Source organism: Bradyrhizobium sp. LTSPM299, from assembly GCF_000938235.1.
GTDB lineage: Bacteria > Pseudomonadota > Alphaproteobacteria > Rhizobiales > Xanthobacteraceae > Bradyrhizobium.
Window position 1 is genome coordinate 1 of sequence record NZ_JYMU01000076.1, and the last position, 21,807, is coordinate 21,807.

The 21,807-nt window shown below is 65.2% G+C and carries 22 protein-coding genes and 1 pseudogene; 13 read left to right on the forward strand and 10 right to left on the reverse strand.

Annotation, left to right across the window (positions count from 1 at the left end; all coding sequences use genetic code 11):
- The 3 genes and pseudogenes from UP10_RS34190 to UP10_RS34200 all read right to left on the reverse strand — a co-directional run.
- Positions 1-452, reverse strand: a pseudogene (locus tag UP10_RS34190) (IS5/IS1182 family transposase); the annotation flags it as partial.
- Positions 410-625: a hypothetical protein gene (locus tag UP10_RS46070; RefSeq protein WP_044590342.1), complete on the reverse strand. Its 216-nt coding sequence runs from the start codon at positions 623-625 to the stop codon at positions 410-412. The gene UP10_RS46070 and the pseudogene UP10_RS34190, both read right to left, overlap by 43 nt.
- Before the next feature lie 316 nt (positions 626-941).
- Positions 942-1,589, reverse strand: a complete 648-nt coding sequence (locus tag UP10_RS34200; protein WP_044591624.1) for a DNA-3-methyladenine glycosylase family protein — start codon at positions 1,587-1,589, stop codon at positions 942-944.
- Between the two features lie 154 nt (positions 1,590-1,743).
- On the opposite strand from UP10_RS34200, the gene gluQRS reads away from it, so the two are divergent.
- The gene (gene gluQRS / locus UP10_RS34205; protein ID WP_044591599.1) at positions 1,744-2,610 is read left to right on the forward strand and encodes a tRNA glutamyl-Q(34) synthetase GluQRS; all 867 of its coding nucleotides are present in this window, start codon (positions 1,744-1,746) and stop codon (positions 2,608-2,610) included.
- Positions 2,611-2,697: 87 nt separating this feature from the next.
- Entirely contained in the window at positions 2,698-3,942 is a 1,245-nt protein-coding gene (locus UP10_RS34210; protein ID WP_044591600.1) for an ATP-binding protein, read from the forward strand.
- Here UP10_RS34210 and UP10_RS34215 read toward each other — a convergent pair.
- Positions 3,869-4,729 carry a YihY/virulence factor BrkB family protein gene (locus UP10_RS34215; protein ID WP_502692343.1) on the reverse strand — a complete coding sequence of 287 codons (861 nt, stop codon included), beginning with the start codon at positions 4,727-4,729 and terminating at the stop codon, positions 3,869-3,871. The two genes, UP10_RS34210 and UP10_RS34215, sit on opposite strands and share 74 nt — an antisense overlap.
- A 158-nt stretch (positions 4,730-4,887) precedes the next feature.
- On the opposite strand from UP10_RS34215, the gene UP10_RS34220 reads away from it, so the two are divergent.
- The 7 genes from UP10_RS34220 (at position 4,888) to UP10_RS34250 (ending at position 10,165) form a co-directional block, all read left to right on the forward strand.
- On the forward strand, positions 4,888-5,082 hold the full coding sequence (locus UP10_RS34220; RefSeq protein WP_044538134.1) for a twin transmembrane helix small protein: 195 nt from the start codon (positions 4,888-4,890) through the stop codon (positions 5,080-5,082).
- 32 nt (positions 5,083-5,114) lie between these two features.
- Positions 5,115-5,687, forward strand: coding sequence for a cob(I)yrinic acid a,c-diamide adenosyltransferase (locus UP10_RS34225; protein WP_044591602.1), 573 nt, complete (start codon positions 5,115-5,117; stop codon positions 5,685-5,687).
- A 121-nt stretch (positions 5,688-5,808) separates the two neighbouring features.
- Positions 5,809-6,558, forward strand: a complete 750-nt coding sequence (locus UP10_RS34230) for an electron transfer flavoprotein subunit beta/FixA family protein (protein ID WP_044591603.1) — start codon at positions 5,809-5,811, stop codon at positions 6,556-6,558.
- Positions 6,558-7,508: an electron transfer flavoprotein subunit alpha/FixB family protein gene (locus UP10_RS34235; RefSeq protein WP_044591604.1), complete on the forward strand. Its 951-nt coding sequence runs from the start codon at positions 6,558-6,560 to the stop codon at positions 7,506-7,508. The genes UP10_RS34230 and UP10_RS34235 overlap by 1 nt, the downstream gene beginning before the upstream one ends.
- Before the next feature lie 149 nt (positions 7,509-7,657).
- The gene (locus UP10_RS34240; protein WP_044538230.1) at positions 7,658-8,539 is read left to right on the forward strand and encodes a 3-hydroxybutyryl-CoA dehydrogenase; all 882 of its coding nucleotides are present in this window, start codon (positions 7,658-7,660) and stop codon (positions 8,537-8,539) included.
- A gap of 254 nt (positions 8,540-8,793) precedes the next feature.
- A complete protein-coding gene (locus UP10_RS34245; RefSeq protein WP_044591605.1) occupies positions 8,794-9,888 on the forward strand; it encodes a branched-chain amino acid aminotransferase in 1,095 nt (364 codons plus the stop codon).
- A gap of 82 nt (positions 9,889-9,970) precedes the next feature.
- Complete coding sequence (locus UP10_RS34250; protein ID WP_044591606.1) at positions 9,971-10,165, forward strand: YjfB family protein; 195 nt, start codon at positions 9,971-9,973, stop codon at positions 10,163-10,165.
- 3 nt (positions 10,166-10,168) lie between these two features.
- Here the strand turns inward: UP10_RS34250 and tlpA are convergent, their stop codons facing one another.
- On the reverse strand, positions 10,169-10,849 hold the full coding sequence (gene tlpA, locus UP10_RS34255; RefSeq protein WP_044591625.1) for a thiol:disulfide interchange protein TlpA: 681 nt from the start codon (positions 10,847-10,849) through the stop codon (positions 10,169-10,171).
- Between the two features lie 127 nt (positions 10,850-10,976).
- On the opposite strand from tlpA, the gene argH reads away from it, so the two are divergent.
- The 3 genes from argH (at position 10,977) to lysA (ending at position 14,107) form a co-directional block, all read left to right on the forward strand.
- Positions 10,977-12,374 carry an argininosuccinate lyase gene (gene argH, locus UP10_RS34260; protein WP_044591607.1) on the forward strand — a complete coding sequence of 466 codons (1,398 nt, stop codon included), beginning with the start codon at positions 10,977-10,979 and terminating at the stop codon, positions 12,372-12,374.
- 91 nt (positions 12,375-12,465) lie between these two features.
- Positions 12,466-12,744: an LPS translocon maturation chaperone LptM gene (lptM, locus tag UP10_RS46075; RefSeq protein WP_044591608.1), complete on the forward strand. Its 279-nt coding sequence runs from the start codon at positions 12,466-12,468 to the stop codon at positions 12,742-12,744.
- A gap of 97 nt (positions 12,745-12,841) precedes the next feature.
- The gene (lysA, locus tag UP10_RS34270) at positions 12,842-14,107 is read left to right on the forward strand and encodes a diaminopimelate decarboxylase (protein WP_044591609.1); all 1,266 of its coding nucleotides are present in this window, start codon (positions 12,842-12,844) and stop codon (positions 14,105-14,107) included.
- A gap of 79 nt (positions 14,108-14,186) precedes the next feature.
- On the opposite strand, the gene UP10_RS34275 is transcribed toward lysA, so the two are convergent.
- The 3 genes from UP10_RS34275 to UP10_RS34285 form a co-directional block, all read right to left on the reverse strand.
- A complete protein-coding gene (locus UP10_RS34275) occupies positions 14,187-15,914 on the reverse strand; it encodes a tannase/feruloyl esterase family alpha/beta hydrolase (RefSeq protein WP_044591610.1) in 1,728 nt (575 codons plus the stop codon).
- A gap of 118 nt (positions 15,915-16,032) precedes the next feature.
- Positions 16,033-16,944, reverse strand: coding sequence for an NAD(P)-dependent oxidoreductase (locus UP10_RS34280; protein ID WP_044591611.1), 912 nt, complete (start codon positions 16,942-16,944; stop codon positions 16,033-16,035).
- 119 nt (positions 16,945-17,063) lie between these two features.
- Positions 17,064-17,447 carry a carboxymuconolactone decarboxylase family protein gene (locus UP10_RS34285; protein WP_044591612.1) on the reverse strand — a complete coding sequence of 128 codons (384 nt, stop codon included), beginning with the start codon at positions 17,445-17,447 and terminating at the stop codon, positions 17,064-17,066.
- Positions 17,448-17,621: 174 nt separating this feature from the next.
- On the opposite strand from UP10_RS34285, the gene UP10_RS34290 reads away from it, so the two are divergent.
- Complete coding sequence (locus UP10_RS34290; RefSeq protein WP_044591613.1) at positions 17,622-20,237, forward strand: TIGR02302 family protein; 2,616 nt, start codon at positions 17,622-17,624, stop codon at positions 20,235-20,237.
- 147 nt (positions 20,238-20,384) lie between these two features.
- On the opposite strand, the gene UP10_RS34295 is transcribed toward UP10_RS34290, so the two are convergent.
- On the reverse strand, positions 20,385-20,759 hold the full coding sequence (locus UP10_RS34295; RefSeq protein ID WP_044591614.1) for a response regulator: 375 nt from the start codon (positions 20,757-20,759) through the stop codon (positions 20,385-20,387).
- Positions 20,760-20,792: 33 nt separating this feature from the next.
- A complete protein-coding gene (locus UP10_RS34300; protein ID WP_044591615.1) occupies positions 20,793-21,686 on the reverse strand; it encodes an MJ0042-type zinc finger domain-containing protein in 894 nt (297 codons plus the stop codon).
- Positions 21,687-21,807: the final 121 nt, after the last annotated feature.

A 21,807-nucleotide genomic window follows, 5' to 3' on the forward strand; every position in this document is an offset into this window, starting at 1 on the left:
TTCTCCAGAACGGCCTCGTGCTCCCAGCGTGTGATGCGGCGCTCGGGGCCCGTCGTGCATTGAACTTTTAGCGCGCAGGTTTTGCAGGCGCTTGTCCAATAGCGGCGCAGCGTCTTTCCGTCCTCTACGTTCGTATAGTGATAAGTTAGCCGCTCGCCGGCGGGACAGCGATAAACATCTGCGGCGGCGACATAGACGAAGTCCTGTTTGCCGAAGCGGCCAGCGGCTTTGGCGCCCGATGTCAACGGCTTCGGCAACATCACCGTGATGTCGGAATCTTCACAGGCCCTGATCTCCTCTCCATCGTAATAGCCGCGGTCTGCCACGACTTCGAGCGTCTCGACAGCCATCTCGTCGCGCGCCTGCCCGGCCATGTTGGCGAGTTGATTGCGATCGGTGCCCACATTGGTCACCTCGTGAGCCACGATGAGATGATGCTGCGTATCAACTGCAATCGCCCCGTGTCGAGTGGCTGGACCCCAACGAAGCCGAGCTTATCCAGATCGAGCCCGTCGACGAACACATCAACCGCACGCACCGGATTGTCCTCGGCCACGTAGTCGTCGAGCACCGCAGGGAACAAAGTGCTTTGTCCGCGATCAACCCCTTCCACGAATCCAGCCATCGCTCGTCCCCGTCGATTCACTGCAGAATAGCAGCGGAGGCGAGGTTTTCGCACGGCCTGGGCCCATAGCAGACCAACCGGGCCGGTTTGATGATGTCCGTTAATAGCGGCGGACCGGAAGCCGCTGGCAAGAGAAGCACATGTCTCGGCCAAACCTGCCGGTAGCGGGTGTCGCTACCGCCAAGCCCACCGCCAAATACCGGTCCGGCGAGCGCCCCTATCTTACTTTGCATGGGTTGTTTTCGATATTTTGTATCCGAGCGCCAGGTGCGCCGCCGAAGGGCGCTGTACCCCGTCTGGGACACGCGACCCCGATCTATTGCGCAAGCACACCTTCGCGCTTCTTCAACACGCGATAGTAAGCCCACCACAGATGCGCCGCGGCGCCGCGCAAGGGACGCCATGGTTCGGCGAGCGGCGCCATCTGCTTCGGCGTCGGCCGCTCCTTCAGCCCGAGCCCGACCTTGACCGCTTCCTGCACGGCGAGGTCGCCGGCCGGCCAGGCGTCGCCATGGCCGAGGCAGAACAGCAGATAGACGTCGGCAGTCCACGGGCCGATGCCGGGCAGCGCCGTCAGCGTGTTGTGCGCGGCGTCGGCCTCCTCATTGGCGAGCACGTCGAGGTTCAGCCGCTCCTCGGCGAGCTCGCGCGCGATGTGCTTCAGCGTCTTGATCTTGGCGGCTGATAGCCCGAGCCGGCCAAGCCGGTCGGCGCGGGCTTTGCGGATCGCGTCGTGATGGAACGGATCGAACGCCGTACTGACGCGTGTCCAGATCGCCGCGGCGCTGGCGGTCGAGAGCTGCTGGCCGCAGACGATCGCGGCCAGTCCCGCAAAGCCCGGCTCGCGCTGCCGGATCGCCGGCATGCCGGTCAGTTCAAGGATCGGCCGCAGCCGCCGGTCCTGATCGACGAGTTTGTGGATCGCGTCGTCGAGGTCGGCCTGGGTTTCGAGATGGATCAGCATTGTCATCGGCATCAACTTTGTCATGCGCGGGCTTGACCCGCGCATCCATCTCCTATCGTAACAGAGTCTCGTCTAGATGGATGGCCGGGTATAGGCGAGGGAAAGCGACGCCGTCCTTCGGACGGCTATGCCTGGCCATGACGGGATTAATTTGATGCCGCCACCCGTTTTCCGTTTCGCACCAAGCCCGAACGGTGACCTGCATCTCGGCCATGCCTATTCGGCGCTGCTCAATTTCGAGCTGGCGCGGCGGTCGGGCGGGCGCTTCCTGCTGCGGATCGAGGACATCGACGCAACACGCTGCCGGCCGGAGTTCGAGGTGGCGATTTACGAGGACCTCGCCTGGCTCGGCATGTCCTGGGAGACGCCGGTGCGGCGGCAGTCGGAGCATCTTGCGGCCTATCGCCAGGCGATCGATCGCCTCTCGGAGCAGGGGCTGATCTATCCGAGCTTCGAGAGCCGCGCCGAGATCGTGCGGCTTGTCGCCGACAAGGAGGCCCGCGGCGCTTGGCCGCGCGATCCCGATGGGGCGCCGCTCTATCCGGGCACCGCCAAATCGCTGTTATCCGAGGAGCGCGGCCGCCTGATCGAACAGGGTGTGCCTTTCGCCCTGCGGCTCGACATGGCGGCGGCGCGCGCAGGCCACCTGCGTTGGCGCGAGCAGGGTGAAGGCCCCGCCGGCGAAACCGGAGACGTTGCCGCCCGGCCGGAGGCCTGGGGCGACGTCATCCTGGCGCGCAAGGAGATCCCGAGCAGCTACCATCTCTCGGTCGTGATCGACGACGCCCTGCAGGGGGTCACCGATGTGGTGCGTGGACAGGACCTGTTCTGGTCGACCAGCGTCCATCGCCTTCTGCAGGATCTGCTCGGCCTGTCCCCACCGGCCTACCGGCATCATCCGTTGATCCGCGACGCGGCCGGGCAAAAGCTCTCGAAATCGACCCGGGCGACGGGGCTGCGCGAATTGCGGGCGGAGGGCGCTAGCCCGGCCGACATTCGCCGCCTGGTCGGCCTGCCGTAGTTTTGCGGTTGGTAAGCGGGCGACGCCGCCGTGACTCCGAGGCTGCGGGCGTGGCATGCTGGTTCCCGGGCAGGGACAACGGAGATTATGGCGGTACCATCGCGCGGACGGCGCAGCTCGCGGCAACTGAAAAAGAAGCCGCCGAAGAAGCGCGCCCCGGCGAAGGCCAAGCCGCGCCGCAAGCCTGCTCTTGCAAAACCCGACCCCGGCATGATCGAGACCGCGCTCGCCGCCTTTGCCCATGAGGTGCGGACGCCGCTGACCGGAATCCTCGCGATCAGCAATCTGCTCGCGACCTCCGATCTCGGCGAGCGCGAGCGGCGCTGGGTCGACACCATCAAGGCCGGCGCGGAACATCTGGCGAGCCTTGCGACGGTTTTCGTCGACGCCGCCCGGAGCGAGGGGCCGGGGCTCGATATCAGGCAGGATTTCTTCGATCTGCGCACGCTGGCGCGGAACGTCGGCGACTCGCTGGCCGGCCGCGCGGCGGCCAAGGGGCTGCAGGCCTCCGTTGAGATATCGGACAAATTGCCCGCCTTCGCCGTCGGTGATCCCGTCCGCCTGCGCGCGGCGCTGGAAAACCTGATCGACAATGCCGTCAAGTTCACCGAGCAGGGGCGCGTCGCGCTGCATGCCGCGCCGGCCCGCGCGGCCAAGGGCAAGATCGGCGTCGTCTTCGCGGTCTCCGACAGCGGCATCGGCCTGACGCTCAAGGATGCGAAGCGGCTGTACCGGCCGTTCTCGCAGGCCAATGTTTCGATCGCCGCGCGGTTCGGCGGCGCCGGGCTCGGCCTCTCGTCGGTCAAGCAGCTCGCGCGCGCCATGGGCGGCGACATCGTCGCAACCGAGCGCAAGGGCGGCGGCACGGTGTTCACGCTGAATGTCTTGCTGACGCCGGCCGCGGGACCGGTCACCATCATGTCCGATGGTGACGGGGCCGGGGAAGCGACGCAGCCGCTGCGGCTGCTCAGCGTCGAGGACAATCCGTTCGGCCGCGTCGTGCTCAACACCATCCTGACCGAACTCGGGCATCATACTGAATTTATCGGCCAGGGCGAAGCCGCGCCCGATCGGCTCGGACAGAGCGCCTTCGATGCGGTGCTGATGGACATGGTGCTGCCGGGCGTCGGCGGGGTTGAGGCGATCAGGCGCATCCGCGCGCTGCCACCGCCAAGCGGCCGGATCGCGATCATCGGGATTTCCGGCCGCGGTGAGGACGAGGCTGCCGCGCGCGCCGCCGGCGCCGACGGCTTCCTGGTCAAGCCTGTTTCTCCGCGGGCGCTAGCGACTGCGCTGCTTGAAGCGACACGCCGCGCGGCAGACGCGACTTGATGATCGCCGCATTCAGCTCGCCGCCATAGACGAAGATCGCGGCGATGAAATACATGAACACCAGCGCGATAATCACCGAGGCGAGCCCCGCATACATCGTGACGTAGTTGTTGGCGAAGCGCGCCAGATACATGCCGAACCCGATGCCCGAGATCAACGACGCCACCACGGTGAAGATGATGCCGGGCAGGATCTGCAGGAAGCCGCGGCGGCCGGCCGGCAGCCAGGCATGCAGGAAGAAGAGCACGACGATCAGCGCCAGGGTCGTGACGCCGTAGCGGGCGGTGTTGAGCAGGCTCTCGTTGGATTCGACGAAGAATGGAATATGGCGCCGCGCCGCTTCAAGGAACAGCGGTCCGAGCACGATCAGGAACGCCATCGCCAGCGAGGTGACCGCCGCGACCAGCGTGTAGCCGATCGATTCCAGCCGCAGCCAGTACCAGCGCCGCGGCTCGGCCATGGCATAGGCGCGGTTCAGTGCCACCCGCAGCGCCTCGACACCGTTGGAGGCGAAGTAGACCGCAAGCACGGCGCCGATGGTGAGGATGTCGCCGCGGGTCGTGGTCAGCACCTCGTGGATCTGGCCAGACAGGGCGTCGGCGACCTGCTGCGGCCAGACCTGCAGCAACAGCCCGACCGCCTGGTCGGCGAGTTCCTTGGACCCGAAGAAGCCGGCTAGCGACGTCAGCACGATCAGGAACGGAAACAGCGCCATCAGGGTCGACAGCGCGATGTGGCTCGCGATCGCCCAGCCGTCGTCGGCAAGGAACGTGTAAAAGGCATCCATCACGACGTGGGTGACGTAACGAAGCTGCTTCACATTCCACCCGGCACACGGCTCGATCCGAAAACAGCCCCAGCTTGTGATATTACGCGGCGAAATGCCAGTTGGTTGCATCGCCGGGGTGTGTGGAAGTCCGTCCCATGCGGTGTTATGTACCGTCGATGACATCCCTTCTCAGCATGATCGTCCTTCCCATCGCCGTCGCCGCCGTGGCGCTGGTGCTGCTGCTCGGCCTCGTCAACATGATGAGGGGCGGTTCGCCGAACCGTTCGCAGAACCTGATGCGATGGCGCGTCCTGCTACAGTTCATCGCGATCGTCATCACCATGGTCACGGTCTGGGCGATGGGACACTAATCGCGATGCGCAAACCCTAGGAGACCACGACAATGGTCGTTCTCAATCGGATCTACACGCGCACCGGCGATGACGGCACGACCGCGCTCGGGTCCGGCGAGCGCCGCCCGAAATACGATCTGCGCGTCGCCGCCTATGGCACGGTCGACGAGACCAACGCTGCGATCGGCGTGGTGCGGCTGCATCTGGCTGACGCGCGCGAGCTCGATGCGATGCTGGGGCGGATCCAGAACGACCTGTTCGATCTCGGCGCCGACCTCGCGGTGCCCGCGCGCGAGGGCAAGGCTGAGCGCTTGCGGATGCTGGCGAGCCAGGTCGAGCGGCTCGAGCGCGACATTGACAGCCTGAACGACGAGCTCGCGCCGCTGACCTCGTTCGTGCTGCCCGGCGGCACGCCCGGGTCTGCATATCTGCATCTCGCCCGCACCATATGTCGCCGGGCGGAACGGATCATGGTGGAACTCGCCGCCCAGCCGGACGAGCCGGTGAATGCCGCTGGCATCCAGTATATGAACCGGCTGTCGGATTTCCTGTTCGTTGCCAGCCGCTTCCAGAACAACAAGGGCGCTGGGGACGTGCTGTGGGTGCCGGGTCAGAACCGCTAGCTAGATTGGCTCAAATCCAGGGGGCGGTTTTTTGGCTTTCGCGCGTTGACCGGGGGTAGCGGGACCTTTAGGTTCCGCGCCAGCCAATGGAAACCCATAAAATCAAAGCGAAAGAGGATCGATGAAGGTTCTTGTGCCGGTAAAGCGGGTCGTCGACTACAACGTCAAGGTCCGCGTCAAGAGCGACGGATCGGGCGTGGAGCTCGGCAACGTCAAGATGTCGATGAACCCGTTCGATGAAATCGCCGTCGAGGAAGCGCTGCGGCTGAAGGAAGCCGGCAAGGCGACCGAGGTGGTGGTGGTGTCGATCGGACCCGCACAGGCCTCGGAGACCATTCGCACCGGCCTCGCGATGGGTGCCGACCGCGGCATCCTCGTGAAGGCGGAAGGCATTGTCGAGCCGCTCGCGGTCGCCAAGATCCTGAAGGCTATCGTGGATGCGGAGAAGCCCGGCCTCGTCATTCTCGGCAAGCAGGCGATCGACGACGACTCGAACCAGACCGGCCAGATGCTGGCTGCGCTGCTGGGCTGGTCGCAGGCGACCTTCGCCTCCAAGCTTGAAGTCGATGGTTCCGACTTCAAGGTCACGCGCGAGATCGACGGCGGCCTGCAGACCATCAAGCTCAAGGGCCCGGCGATCGTCACTACCGACCTCCGCCTCAACGAGCCGCGCTACGCCTCGCTGCCCAACATCATGAAGGCGAAGAAGAAGCCGATCGACGACAAGAGCGCGGCTGATTACGGCGTCGATCTCACGCCGCGCCTGGAAGTGCTGAAGACCACGGAACCGGCAGGCCGCAAGGCGGGCGTCAAGGTCAAGGACGTCGCCGAACTCGTGAACAAGCTCAAGACCGAAGCCGGGGTTATCTGATGACGACGCTGCTGATTGCCGAACATGACCACGAGACCCTGAAGGATTCGACCAACAAGGCGCTGACTGCGGCGAGCCAGCTCGGCGGCGACGTGCACGTGCTGGTCGCCGGCGGTGGCCAGGGCACCAAGGCGGCGGCAGAAGCCGCGGCCAAGCTCGATGGCGTGAAGAAGGTGCTGGTCGTCGAAGGTCCCGCCTATGAACACGACCTTGCCGAGCCGCTCGCTGCGCTGATCGTGTCGCTGGCTGGCGGCTATGATGCGTTCGTCGCGCCCGCGACCTCGCGCTTCAAGAATGTGATGCCGCGCGTCGCAGCCCTGCTCGACGTCATGCAGGTCTCGGAGATCATCAAGGTGGTCGCGCCCGACACCTATGAGCGGCCGATCTATGCCGGCAACGCAATCCAGACCGTGAAGTCGAAAGACGCCAAGAAGGTCATCACGGTGCGCACCTCGACCTTCGCCGCAGCCGGCGAGGGTGGCAGCGCGACAATCGAAAACGCTGCGTCGGCGGCGGATCCGGGCCTGTCATCGTTCGTCGGCGAAGAGGTCGCCAAGAACGATCGTCCCGAGCTGACCTCGGCGAAGATCATCGTATCAGGTGGCCGCGCCATGCAGAGCCGGGAGAATTTCGCAAAATACATCGAGCCGCTCGCCGACAAACTCGGCGCCGGCGTCGGCGCCTCGCGCGCCGCGGTCGATGCCGGCTATGCGCCGAACGACTGGCAGGTTGGCCAGACCGGGAAGGTGGTGGCCCCGGAACTCTACGTCGCGATCGGCATCTCCGGCGCGATCCAGCATCTGGCCGGCATGAAGGACTCCAAGGTTATCGTCGCCATCAACAAGGATGAGGACGCACCGATCTTCCAGGTCGCCGATTATGGCCTGGTCGCCGACCTCTACCAGGCGGTTCCGGAGCTGACCGAAGCGCTCGGCAAGCTCGGAAAGTAAGCGACAAGACACCGGCCGGATGGCTAAGCTCCGGCCGGTGTTACATTTTGGGGCGTCTTCCGGCGAATTGGGCACCCGGAAGGCTGCGCTTTCGGGTATCGTTGGGATTGGGCAGGCGCTGTGAGCGCGCCGTTCCGGTGGATGGCAAGATGACGGTGGCAATCAAGAAAGTCGGCGTGATCGGTTCGGGTCAGATGGGCAACGGTATTGCCCATGTGGCGGCGCTGGCCGGCTTCGACGTGGTGCTGAACGACGTGTCCGCCGACCGGCTGAAGTCGGCGCTGGCCACGATCAACGGCAATCTAACGCGCCAGGTTTCGAAGAAAATCATCAGCGAAGCCGAGCGCAAGCAGACGCTTGACCACATCACGTCAGCCGAGACGCTGGATGCGCTGGCGGACTGCGATCTGGTGATCGAGACCGCGGTCGAAAAGGAAGAGACCAAGCGCAAGATCTTTCACGACCTCTGCGCGACGCTGAAGCCCGAGGCGATCGTCGCCTCCAACACCTCGTCGATTTCGATCACGCGGCTTGCGGCCTCGACCGACCGTCCCGAACGCTTCATCGGCATTCATTTCATGAATCCGGTGCCGCTGATGGAGCTGGTCGAATTGATCCGCGGCATCGCCACCGACGACAAGACGTTCGACGCCGCCAAAGCCTTCGTCGGTAAGCTCGGCAAGCAAGTCGCGGTTTCCGAGGATTTTCCGGCCTTCATCGTCAACCGCATCCTGCTGCCGATGATCAACGAGGCGATCTACACGCTCTATGAAGGTGTCGGCAACGTCGAGGCGATCGACGCGGCGATGAAGCTCGGCGCGCATCATCCGATGGGACCGCTCGAGCTTGCCGATTTCATCGGCCTCGATACCTGCCTGTCGATCATGCAGGTGCTGCACGAGGGCCTCGCCGACTCGAAGTATCGGCCGTGCCCGCTGCTGGTGAAATATGTCGAGGCCGGCTGGCTCGGGCGCAAGACCCAGCGCGGTTTCTACGACTATCGCGGCGACAAGCCGGTCCCGACCCGCTAAAGCGCGATGAGATTTGGTTGAATCTTCATCGGGCTTTAGCTTCTTGTTTGCGCATGATCTTTTCGGAGAACCGCTTCACACTTTTCCGGATCATGCGGTAGGGATTTTTACTTCCGGTATGCTGCGGCCGCGAAGGCGCATTTGCCTTTTGGCAGGCCTGACGGCCATTCCGCGTGCGCGCTTGACTTGATCCGTACAGGGCTTATCGAAAACCATTCTCCGCGCCGACCGCGCGCTTTGCAGGGCTTTTACCGATGGACGCTCATTCGAAGACCGCCTTCTCCCGCCGCCCCACGGAACGGCCGGTGGCGGCCGACGTCAGGGCGGGCCTGTTGAAGGATCCGGGCTTCGGCAAGGTCTTCACGGACCACATGGTGACGATCCGCTGGACCAAGGATCGCGGCTGGCACGACGCCGAGGTGCGCGGCCGCGCGCCGATCACGCTCGATCCGGCCGCCGCCGTCCTGCACTACGGGCAGGAAATCTTCGAGGGGCTGAAGGCCTATAACCTCAGTGACGGCTCGATCGCGCTGTTCCGTCCGGATCAGAACGCCCGCCGCTTCCAGCAATCGGCCGCCCGCATGGCAATGCCGGAGGTGCCGGAAGCCATGTTCCTGCAGGCGGTCGACGAACTCGTGAAGATCGATTCGGCCTGGATCCCGCAGGGCGACGGCAGTCTCTATCTGCGGCCCTTCATGTTCGCGACCGAAGCCTTCCTCGGCGTCCGCCCGTCCCACGAATATCTGTTCATCCTGATCGCAAGCTCGGTCGGATCCTATTTCAAGGGCGGCGAGAAGCCGGTGACGGTGTGGCTGACCGACCGCTACACCCGCGCCGCCGAGGGCGGCACCGGTGCAGCCAAATGCGGCGGCAATTATGCGTCGAGCCTGCTCGCGCAGGCCGAGGCCATGGAGAACGGTTGCGATCAGGTCGTGTTCCTCGATGCAGCCGAGCATCGCTGGGTCGAGGAGCTCGGCGGCATGAACATCTTCCTCGTGATGGACGACGGCTCGCTGGTGACGCCGCCGCTGTCGGGCACGATCCTGCCCGGCATCACGCGCGATGCCATCATCACGCTGGCGCGCAAGGACGGCCGCACCGTCCGCGAAGAGCGCTATTCGATCGACCAATGGCGCGCCGACGCCGCGAGCGGAAAGTTGAAGGAAGCGTTCGCCTGCGGCACCGCCGCCGTCGTCGCTTCGATCGGCAAGATCAAGAGCAGCGCGGGCGACATCGTGATTTCAGACGCTGCGACCGGCCCGGTCACGGCCGCCATCAAGGCGAAACTGGTCGGCATCCAGCGCGGTGACGTCGCCGACGAATTCGGCTGGGTGCACCGGATCAGCTAGCGCTGCGTCAGCGTGACGCGGTGATTCCCACTGGGCGTTAACTTTCCCGCGTTACGCCAAGGTCGTTTTGGGAGTACCGCGTATGGATATGATGAGCATGGTCAGCAGCATCCTGTCGATGCAGCAGGGCAATCTGCAGGGCCAGATCGCCACGACGGTGATGAAGCAGAACCTCGACGCGGAAAAATCAGCGGTTCAGACCCTGCTGGGCACCGGCACGCCGTCATCAGCCAATCTTGGCCCGGGCATCGGCGGCAACCTTAACGTCACAGCCTGACGTCTAAAATCCAGCTGAGGCCGGCTGCACCGCCGCCTTGAGCAGCGTGATGGCGTCGTCGCTGGCCCATTCGGCCGGGCCGGCAATATTGGCGATTTCGCAGCCCTTGGCATCGACCAGCACCGAGGTCGGCATTCCCAGCGCCTTGCCTATGTTCTTAAGATCCTGAAAGACCTTGGCTTTCTGGTCGCTGAAATAGCCCAGATTGGTCAGATTGGCCTCTTTCAGGAAGTTTCGGGGCTTGTCGGGGTCGCGGGTGTCGATGTTGATCGCGACCACCTCGAAATCCTTGCCGCCGAGCTTGGTCTGCAGGCTGTCGAGCGCCGGCATCTCCCGGCGGCAGGGCACGCACCAGGTGGCCCAGAGGTTCACCAGCACGGTCTTGCCGCGGAAGTCGGAGAGCTTCTTCGGCTGGCCGTTGGCGTCCTCGAAGGCGAGGTCAGGCAGCTGGAGCGGGGTGGTCGCCATGGTCAGCGCCGCGACCTCGCCATGGGCCAGCGGCGCGATCTTGTTCGCCAGAGCCACCGCGCCGTTGCAGGCGACGTCGCCAGCGGCGGGGCGCTTGAGGCTCGAAACCCCGATATAGCCAACGACGGCCCCGACCAGCACCGCGCCGATCACGAGCGGGATGCGCCGCGTGGGGGTCGACTTGGCAGTCCGTTCGGGTGAGGGCGTTTCGGGCATATCGTTTGTCATCCTGGGCCAGATGTGGCTATGCAATGCCGGGAATTACGTTCGGAACCTGTGCGCCGTTTCGCCGATCCGGCCAGGAAACGGCGTGGCCTGAATACAAAGTCGTGAGCGAGAAGTCATGAGCAACAAGATGTGGGGCGGCCGGTTCTCGGAGCGTCCGGATGCGATCATGGAGGAAATCAACGTCTCCATCGACGTCGATCGTCACCTTTATACCCAGGACATCGCCGCGTCCAAGGCCCACGCAGCCATGCTTGCCGCGCAAGGCATCATCACCGCGGGTGATGCGAAAAATATCGGCAAAGGTCTAGACACGATTTTGTCAGAAATCTCCAAGGGCGGTTTCGACTTCAAGCGCGCGCTCGAGGACATTCATATGAATGTCGAGTCGCGGTTGTCGGAGCTGATCGGGCCGGCCGCGGGCAGGCTGCACACCGCGCGCTCGCGCAACGACCAGGTCGCGACCGATTTCCGGCTCTATGTCCGCGATACGATCGACGAGACGGACGCAGCGCTGGCCGCGTTCCAGCACGCGCTGGTGACCCGCGCGCTCGAGCATGCTGCGACCGTTATGCCGGGCTTCACCCATCTGCAAACCGCGCAGCCGGTGACCTTCGGCCACCATCTGCTCGCTTATGTCGAGATGGCGTCCCGCGACCGCGGCCGCTTTGCCGACGCGCGCAAGCGGCTGAACGAATCGCCGCTGGGCGCCGCCGCGCTCGCCGGCACTTCGTTTCCGATCGACCGTGCCGCGACGGCCAAGGCGCTCGGCTTCGATCGTCCGATGGCCAATTCGCTCGATGCGGTGTCGGATCGCGATTTCGTGCTGGAGACGCTGTCGGCTTGCTCGATCTGCGCCGTGCATCTGTCGCGCTTTGCCGAGGAGATCGTGATCTGGACCTCGCCTCTGGTCGGCCTGGTCCGGCTCAGCGACAAGTTCACGTCAGGCTCATCGATCATGCCGCAGAAGCGCAACCCGGATGCGGCCGAACTGGTCCGCGCCAAGACCGGTCGCGTGATCGGGGCGCTCACCGCGCTGCTGATCGTGATGAAGGGCCTGCCGCTCGCCTATCAAAAGGACATGCAGGAGGACAAGCAGGGCGCGATGGAGGCTTTCGCCGCGCTGTCGCTCGCGATCCGCGCCATGACCGGCATGGTCGAGGACCTCGTGCCCGACGAAGGCCGCATGAAGGCAGCCGCAGGCGAAGGCTACGCCACCGCGACTGATCTCGCCGACTGGCTGGTGCGCACCCTCAAAATGCCGTTCCGCGACGCCCATCACGTCACCGGGCGCATCGTCGGCCTCGCCTCCAAGCAGGGCGTCGCGCTGCACGAATTGCCTCTGACTGCGATGCAGGAGGTCGAACCCAAGATCACCGCCGATGCGCTGAAGGTGCTCAGCGTGGAGTCTTCGGTGAAGAGCCGGACCAGCTACGGCGGAACGGCACCGAAGAATGTGCTGGCCCAAGCCAAAGCCTGGGCGAAGCGGCTGGAAAAAGAGCGAAAGTTGGGCTGAACGGGAAATTTCGCTGTCATTTCAGCGAGGCCCGGGTCTCGCCAGACCGTGGCAATGTTTGTATGGTGCGGCCCGAATTGGGGATTTCGTCGTGACTAGCAAGACAAGCCTGACCCGGTCGGGATGGGCCATCATTGCGCTCTGCGCCACAGCTCTCGTGCTTGGCGGCTGTGGCCGCAAGGGACCGCTCGATCTGCCGCCGACGGCGTCGAACACCGCGCCAACGGCGCAGGTGACTGGCGACACCGAGACCGAGCGCGCGAGCCAGCCCAGCCTGTTCAATCCGAGCTACGGAACGGACGCAGCGCCGGCCGCGTCGAAAGGCACCAAGAAGCCCTTTATCCTCGATCCGATCCTCAATAGTAACTAAGGCATAAGGTCCGGGCGCCGCCGCTCCGGCCCTCGCCTGACGCGTTGTCCCGACGCGGACCGGACCCACGTCGTTTGAAAACGCCATCGAGCGAACCATGAACCATTTCGACTATCGCAACGGCGTGCTGCACGCCGAGGCGGTCAATCTGATCGGGCTTGCGGAAGCCCTCGGCACGCCGTTCTACTGCTATTCGACGGCGACGCTGGAGCGCCACTACCGCGTCTTCACCGAAGCCTTCGCCGGCGAGAATACCCTCGTCTGCTATGCGATGAAGGCAAATTCCAACCAGTCGGTGCTGCGCACGCTGGCCAAGCTCGGCGCCGGCGCCGACGTGGTCTCCGGCGGTGAATTGAAGCGGGCGCTGGCCGCCGGCATTCCGCCTTCGAAGATACTGTTCTCCGGCGTCGGCAAGACCGAGGGCGAGCTGCGCGCCGCACTCGCCGCCGACATCCTCTGCATCAACATCGAGTCCGAGCCCGAGCTCGATCTGCTGTCGCGGCTCGCGGTCGAGATCGGCAAGACCGCGCGGATCTCGGTGCGCGTCAATCCCGACGTCGACGCCGGCACGCATGCCAAGATCGCCACCGGCAAGTCGGAGAACAAGTTCGGCATTCCGCTGGCGCGGGCGCGCGAGGTCTATGCGCGCGCGGCGCAACTGCCAGGCATCGAGGTGACCGGCACCGACGTGCATATCGGCAGCCAGATCACCGATCTCGGACCGCTGGAGGCGGCCTTCCGGCTGCTCGCCGAGTTCGTCCAGACGCTGCGCGCCGACGGCCACACCATCTCGCATGTCGATTTCGGCGGCGGCCTCGGCATTCCCTATCATCTGGATCGCGCCGCGCCGCCGGTGCCCGCGGCCTATGCCGCGATGGTCAAGCGCGTGACGCACAATCTCGGCTGCACGCTGATGTTCGAGCCGGGCCGCATGATCGTCGGCAATGCCGGCATCCTCGTGTCCCGCGTGATCTACGTGAAGCCGGGCGATGCCAAGAACTTCGTCATCATCGACGCCGCGATGAACGATTTGATCCGGCCGACGCTGTACGAGGCGCATCATGACATCCTGCCGGTGCGCGCGCCGGCCAAGGGCACGCCGACCATCATCGCCGACGTGGTCGGGCCGGTCTGCGAGACCGGCGATTATCTCGCGCTCGATCGCACGCTGCCCCAGCCGAAGGCCGGCGATCTCCTCGCGATCATGACCGCCGGCGCCTATGGCGCGGTGCAGTCCGGCACCTACAACACGCGGGCCCTGGTGCCGGAAGTGCTGGTCAAGGACGACCAGTACGCGATCGTCCGCCCGCGCATCGACGTCGACGCGCTGATCGCGATGGACAAGCCCGCGCCGTGGCTGTGACACGCTGAACCCGCAACATTCTCGGTGTCGTCCCGGCTTTGGCCGGGACGACAGTTGTTATTCGCCGGCATCGCACGCCTCACGGCCCGTATTTGGGCGCCGGCGTCTGGTTGTGGTCGTTCTCATCGACGATGCAGGTGAAGTTTGCCGCAATGCTGGTGCTGCCGCTGCCGTTGTACTTCGCGACCTTGGGGAAGACGCAGAGCGGCCGGGTCATCTGAACCGCGGGCGGCGTATCGGCGACGAATTTTGTCGCGACGATGGTTTGCGGCGCGACGCCGGTCTCAACCCAGTTGACCAGCGGCGTGAGCGCGTCGAACGTGTTGGGGCCGGGTCCGCCGGAGCAGTGGTACATCCCCGGCACCATGAACAGCCGGGCGTAGGTCTGGGTCCGCTGCAGCGCCGGGTTGCCACCGGGCAAGAAACCGGCCTGCTGGAAACCGCGGCCGTCGTTCCCGACCAGCGCATTGAAGTAGTTGATGCTGCTCTGCGACGGGATCAGCGGGTCGGCCCAGCCATGGTACATCAACAGCTTGCCGCCATGTTCCCGGAACTCACCGAGATCGGTGCTGGTCGCGTTCAGCACGGCCGCAAGCTGGTCGTCGACGGTGTCGACGGCGTGGTGGAAGTCGAAGTTCGCGAAATTGACCGGGCTTGCAGGGTAGCCGAAGCTCGGTCCGAACACCCAGTAGAACAGGCCGTCGAAGGCCGGCTCGGGAAGTCGCTCCTGGAACGCCAGGCCGAGCGCGAGTATGTCATCGGTTTCGTTGCCGCGTTCGGAGCCCGGATTGATGAGCTGTCCGTTCACCGGGTCGATCGTGCCGGCGTAGTATTTCTGCATGGTCGTGACTTGGTCGGCGGTCAGGCATGCGGGCGGAAGCTGGCCGCCGGTGCACAGCAGCGCCTTTGGATCAAAGCGACAGTCGCGCGGATCGGTCAGGAACTGGTCGGTGCTGGCGCCGCCGTCCTGGCCGACGCACTGCTTGATCACGGCCTGATTGATCAGCGTCATCTGGCCGGCCTGGATGAATCGGCCGGGGCTCGCATGCGTGTTCTGCCAGCCCGCAAGCCCTGCCATGTGCAGGTGGGTGCGGTTGAAGGCTGCGGCGCCCGCGAGAATGCCGTCATAGTCATTGGGGAAGCGCTGCGCCTCCATCAGGGCGTTCTGGCCGCCGGTGGAGCAGCCGGCGAAATAGGCCCTTTGCGCCCGCTTCTGGTAGAACGCGTTAGCGATCTCCTTGCCGTGCACGGTCATCAGGTGGATCGCCCGGAAGCCGAAATCCTTGATCCGCTCGGGATGCCCGAACAGTCCGGTCGACGGCGTCGTCGGATCGCCGAAGTCAATGGCGAGCGCGTTGCCCATGTTGCCGCTTGAACCGCAGAACAGCGGATTGCAGCCCGAGGATCCGGTGCCGAGATCGCTGTTGGTCGCGGCAAAGCCGGCTTTGATGCCGGCGGCAAGCTCGGTGTAGGTGATCTGACCTTGGAAGCCGCCGCCGCCGGTGCCGAGGAACCTGCCGTTCCACGCGCCCTCGGGCAGCCAGACCTCGATCTTGATGCTGGAATCGGAACTCGGGGTCAGGGTCGCGGTGACCCGGCAGAACGGCGGAAGGCCGGTGATTGGGCTGGAGCCGGGGACGACAAAGGTCCCCGTGGTGTTGTCGACAGCGGAATTGATCGTGGCGTACTGCAGTTGCAAGGATTGGAGATTGGTGCACGGCGTCGCCGCCGCGGGCGAGCTTCCGATCGCGACACTGGCAAACAGGGCCATGGTCGCGCCGACGAGAGTGGGTCGATGACGCCTCATTCTGTCCTCCCTGATTTTTTGTAGTTGTGGGACCGGCAGGATAGCTAACCAGGATCACAACTCAAGGATGAACTCGCGCGAAGACGTCAGAGGCCCACAAGGGAGGCGATCCGAGTATTTACTTGGCAGCGTGGCTGCCCTTTCCACCGCCGCCGACAATCACGCCCGCGGCCTTCTCGATCGGCTTGATCGCTTCGGTGAAATCCGACTCCGACCCCTGGTCGCGGATGATGGTTTCCCAGATGCGGCCGACCGCCTCAGCCACTTCCATCGAGAGCCCGAGCGACCGCATCTCCTCCACCGCAAGTCGCACGTCCTTCACCATCAGCCCGGTGGCGAAGCCGAAGTCGAAGGTGCGCGGCAGCACGGCACGCGGGAACTTGTCGCGGCTCGCGGTGTTCAGCCCCGAGCCCGCATTGATGACATCGATCATGACAGCCGGATCGAGGCCCGATTTCACGCCCATCACCACCGCTTCCGATGTCGCGACCATCGCGGTCGCCGAGAGGAAGTTGTTGGCAAGCTTCATGGTCTGGCCGGAGCCCGGCTTGGTGCCGATGAAGAACACCTTGCCGATGACGTCGAGCGCGGGCTTCACCAGCTCGAAATCGGCTTTCGGCCCCGACACCATCACGGCCAGCGTGCCCTTCTCGGCGCCGCCGACACCGCCGGAGACCGGGCTGTCGATCTGCACGATGTTCTGCTTTGCCAGGAGATCATGAATCTTCACCGCCATCTGCGAGCCGACGGTGGAGAGATCGATGAAGCGCTTGACGCGCGTCCCTTTGATCACGCCGCCTGTGCCGGTCGCGACCTCGAGCGAGGCCTGCAGCGAGGGCAGGCTCGCCATCACGGTCTCGACGCGGTCGGCGGTGTCCTTTGGTGACGATGCCGCCTCGGCGCCGAGCGCGACGAGCTTGTCGACGGCGTTCTTCTGGGTGTCGAACACGGTGAGTTTGTGGCCGGCCTCGATCAGCCGGCGCGCCATCGGGAGGCCCATTTTCCCGAGGCCGATGAATCCGATGTCCATGGTGTTCTTCTTTCCCTTGCGTCATTGCGAGGAGCGAAGCGACGAAGCAATCCATGCCTCAGCTTGTGGCGCTATGGATTGCTTCGCTTCGCTCGCAATGACGGCGCAAACGGCTGTTGTTAGGCCTTGTTATCGAGTTCGGCGAACACTTCGCGCGCGATTCGAAAGCTGTCGACGCCGGCGGGGATGCCGGCATAGATCGACACCTGCATGAAGATCTCGCGGATCTCGTCGCGGCTGACGCCGTTGGTCAGCGCGCCCTTGATGTGCGCCTTCAATTCGTGCGGCCGGTTCAGGATCGAGATCATGGCGAGGTTGAGCATGCTGCGGGTCTTGTGCGGCAGTTCCTCGCGGCCCCACACCGCGCCCCAGCAATATTCGGTGACGAGCTCCTGGAACGGCTTGTTGAAGCTGTCGGAGTTCTTCAGCGCGTTGTTGACATAGGCCTCGCCGAGCACCGCCTTGCGGATCTCGAGCCCCTTGTCGTGCGTCTTCTGGTCCATGACGTTTCCTCATAGGTTAAGGCGATGGTTGGTTCATCCGGGACGTTACGGGGTCGGACCGCCGCAGTCACGCCTTCGTGTTATGCGTATTTCCCGGTGTGGGTTACGCGCCGAAACGGGTGCCTCGATGCCGCCGTTGTGCTAGGCTGACCTGCCGGCGACTTGGAGATTTGATTGAGCGGCGCCAATCTCGACCCATCAGAGAACCCGTCACGTGGCGTGACCGATAGCGATGCGATCGCGCGGCTGAAGCTGACGCAGGCTCTGCAGCGGGCAAAGTTATCGATCGCATGGGAACGGGCGTGGCCGCATCTGGCGCGATTCCTGACGGTCGCCGGTCTGTTCCTGGTCGCATCTTGGGCCGGGTTGTGGCAGGTGCTGCCGTTTGTCGTACGACTGGCCGGCACCGCCCTGTTTGCGCTCGCCGCGCTGGCGGCGCTATCGCCGCTGTTCCGTTTCCGCTGGCCGACCCGTGAGGAGGGCCTGAGCCGGCTCGACCGCGGCGCCGGCATTCGCCATCGTCCGGCGACCACGCTCTCCGACACGCTGACGACGCAGGATCCGTTCGCCCGCGCGCTGTGGCAGGCGCAGCGCGAGCGCACGCTGGCCTCGATCAAGCGGATCCGCGCCGGCCTGCCGCAGCCGAAGCTCTCGATCCACGATCCGTGGGCGCTGCGCGCGCTTGTCATCGTGATGCTGGTGGCAACTTATGTCGCGGCCGGCGACGAGCGGGGCCTGCGGATCGCCTCTGCCTTCGACTGGAACGGCATCATGGCGCCGGCCAACATCCGGGTCGACGCCTGGGTGACGCCGCCGAACTACACCGGCAAGCCGCCGATTATCCTGTCGAACGCCAACAAGGATGCCACGGCGGCCGACAATGGCCCGCTCGCGGTTCCGGCCAGCTCCACGCTTCTGGTGCGCTCCAGCGGCGGCACCATCGACGTCGTCGTCGGTGGCAGCGTGACCGAAATTGCGCCGAGCGAGGAGGCGCCCAAGGGCACTAACGAGCGGCATTTCAAGATTGCCGGCGACGGCACCGCGCATGTCCGCGCCCCGGCCGGCCAGCCACTGTGGAAGTTCACCGCGAGCCCCGACCGCCCGCCGACCATCGCGCTCGCCAAGGATCCGGAGCGGCAGGCGCGCGGCGCGATGCAGCTGTCCTACAAGCTCGAGGACGATTACGGCGTCACCGAAGCCCGCGCGCAGGTCGCGCTCCGCCCGGGGGAAGCTCAGAAGGATCCGAGCCGCGACGCCGCCAAGGAAGCCACCAAGACCGCCGAGACGCGTCCGCTGTTCGATCCGCCCCAGTTCCCGCTGGTGCTGCCGAACGCCCGCACCCGCAACGGTGTCGGCCAGATGGTGAAGGACCTCAGCGAAGACCCTTACGCCGGCGCCGACGTGACGCTGACGCTGATGGCAAAGGATGAGGCCGGCAATGAGGGCAGGAGCGAGCCGTTCAACATGCGGCTGCCCGAGCGCCTCTTCACCAAGCCCCTGGCGCGCGCGCTGATCGAGCAGCGCCGGATTCTCGCGCTCGACGCCAACCAGAATTCGCAGGTCTTCACCGCGCTCGACGCGCTGATGATCGCGCCCGAATTGTTCACGCCGGAGACCGGCCACTATCTCGGCCTCTACAGCGTGGCCCGGCAGCTCGAGGCGGCGCGCACCGACGACCAGCTGCGCGAGGTGGTCGCGAGCATGTGGGCGCTCGCCGTCACCATCGAGGACGGCAACATCACCGACGTCGACAAGGCGCTGCGTGCGGCGCAGGACGCGCTCAAGCAGGCGCTGGAGCAGGGCGCGACCAACGAGGAGATCAAGAAGCTCACCGACAATCTGCGCGCCGCGCTGGACAATTTCCTGCGCCAGCTCGCCGAGCAATTCCGCAACAACCCGCAGCAGCTGGCTCGGCCGCTCGATCCCAACACCAAGATGTTGAGTCAGAACGACTTGAAGAACATGCTCGATCGCATGGAGCGTCTGTCCAAATCCGGCGACAAGGAGGCTGCCAAGCAGCTGCTCGAGCAGATGCAGCAGATGCTCGAGAACCTGCAGATGGCGCAGCCCCAGCAGGGCGACCAGGACATGGAACAAGCGCTCAACGAGCTCGGCGACATGATTCGCAAGCAGCAGCAGTTGCGCGACAAGACCTACAAGCAGGGCCAGGATTCGCGGCGCGACCGCATGCGTGGCAAGCAGGGCGACCAGTCGATGTCCGACCTGCAGCAGGACCAGCAGGGCCTGCGCGACCGGCTCAAGAAGCTGCAGGACGAACTCGCCAAGCGCGGCATGGGACCGGATCAGCGCGGCCAGAAAGGCCAGAAGGGCGATCAGGGCCAACAAGGCCAGCAGGGGGCCGAGCAAGGCGACCAGAGCGGCGACGAAGACGGCCTCGATCAGGCCGATTCCGCGATGGGCGACGCCGGCGGACGGCTCGGCGAGGGCAATGCCGACGGCGCGGTGGATTCGCAAGGGAGAGCGCTGGACGCGCTGCGCAAGGGCGCCCAGAGCCTCGCCGATGCCATGCAGCCGGGCGATGGCGACCAGCCCGGCGATGGCCCCGGCAACCGCGCCGGCCGCCAGCAGAGCGGCGGCAGCCAGACCGATCCGCTCGGCCGTCCCTTGCACGGCCGCGAATTCGGCGACGATTACACGGTGAAGATTCCCGGCGAGATCGACGTGCAGCGCGTGCGCCGCATTCTCGAGGAACTGCGCCGCCGCCTCGCCGACCCGTCGCGCCCGCAGATCGAACTCGACTACATCGAGCGGCTGCTGAAGGATTATTGAGGTCAGCCGCCCACTCAGGCTGTCATCGCCCGGCTGAATCCGCCCAGTATTCCAGAGACGCCAGCGATTGAATCGAGAAGCCTCGGCGTACTGGATACCCCGCATGCGCGGGGTATGACACCTTGTGTGTGTCAGGCCGCTTGGGCGCTACATCTTCCTCGCCGCCAGCGCGTCCGCAACGGCGGTGCGGATGTCGGCCACCGAGAACGGCTTTGTCACCACGTCATGCACGATCGCATTGAGGCCTGAGGCGCGCTCGCGCTGATCGGCGAAGCCGGTCATCAGCAGGATCTTCAAGTCGGGGAAGTCGCGCGCAGCAGTGAGCGCCAGCGCGATGCCGTCCATCACCGGCATCTGGATATCGGTGAGCAGCAGGTCGAACGCGCCCTCGTCGCGCGTCAGCAGCTCCAGCGCTTCGGCGCCGTCCTGCGCGGTGACGATCTCGTGGCCGTCCATCGCGATGGCGCGTGCCACCAGCGTGCGCATCGAGTCTTCGTCGTCGGCAATCAGGACACGCGGCATGACGGTTGGTACCCGGACCAGCGGCGCCGCGCCTTAGGCGCGGCCGCCGGTGAGATCGTGCTTGTTGAAGAAACGTACGTCGATATCGCGGCCTTCGGGCGGCGGCGAGGCGAGCCGCGACTTGAAGAAGGCCTGTTCGCCGGGATTGAGCGCCGCCTGCTCCAGCACCGCGTTCCAGGCGTAGATTTCGGCGCCTTGTGCGTCGCGGACTGCGAAGCGCAGCCGCGGCAGCTCGACCGCCTTGCGGGTCTGGCCGACGATCATGCCCTCGATGACAAGCACCGGCTTGCCGTCGACGGTCTCGTTGGTGATCTTGAGGTCCTTGAATGCAAGCCCGCGCAGGTTCACCTCGATCCCGACCATCTTGTAGAACAGCGCCGTCTGCGGCAGCAGCCGCACCACATCGTTGCGCCAGACGAACAGCGCAACGATCAGCGCGGCCATTGCCGCGCAGGTGGTCGGCAGGGTGCCGATCACCGGCATGAAGGGAATTCGGGGCAGCGACGGCAGCCGGAACAGGTTCGGACGGAACAGGCTCGGCAGCCGGAAGCGGCGTTTGGCCCCGGCCGAATCATGGGCGGCACTGGCGTCGAGATGGGCCTCGGCATCCTCCTTGGCCACCGCCGGCCAGTCGGCGCCGGCAGCATCTTGGCCCTCCGGCCAGTCGGCCGAAATCGAGGGGCTGTCGACCACGGGGGCCTCCCCGCCGTCGTCCTCCCGGGCCATCGCCTCCCATTCGGCGGCGGCGTCGGAGCCGGCGGACTGGCTCGCGCCGGCCATCGCCGGCATCGCGGCGTCGACCGCATCCTCCGGCCGCGCCAGCCAGACCTCCTTGCAGCGGGAACAGCGCACGGTTCGTCCGGCGTCGCCCAGGGTGGCCAGATTGATGGCGTAGGATGTTGTACAATGCGGGCAAACGATGTGCATGGAGCCCTATCTCCACCGTGTCTCTGCCCGGATGCTACAGAGCGACCGTTAACGAATCGGAAACCATAACCGAAGCACAACCCTTTTGTGCAGTTTGCGGCCGGTTCGCTGGTCTCAGGGC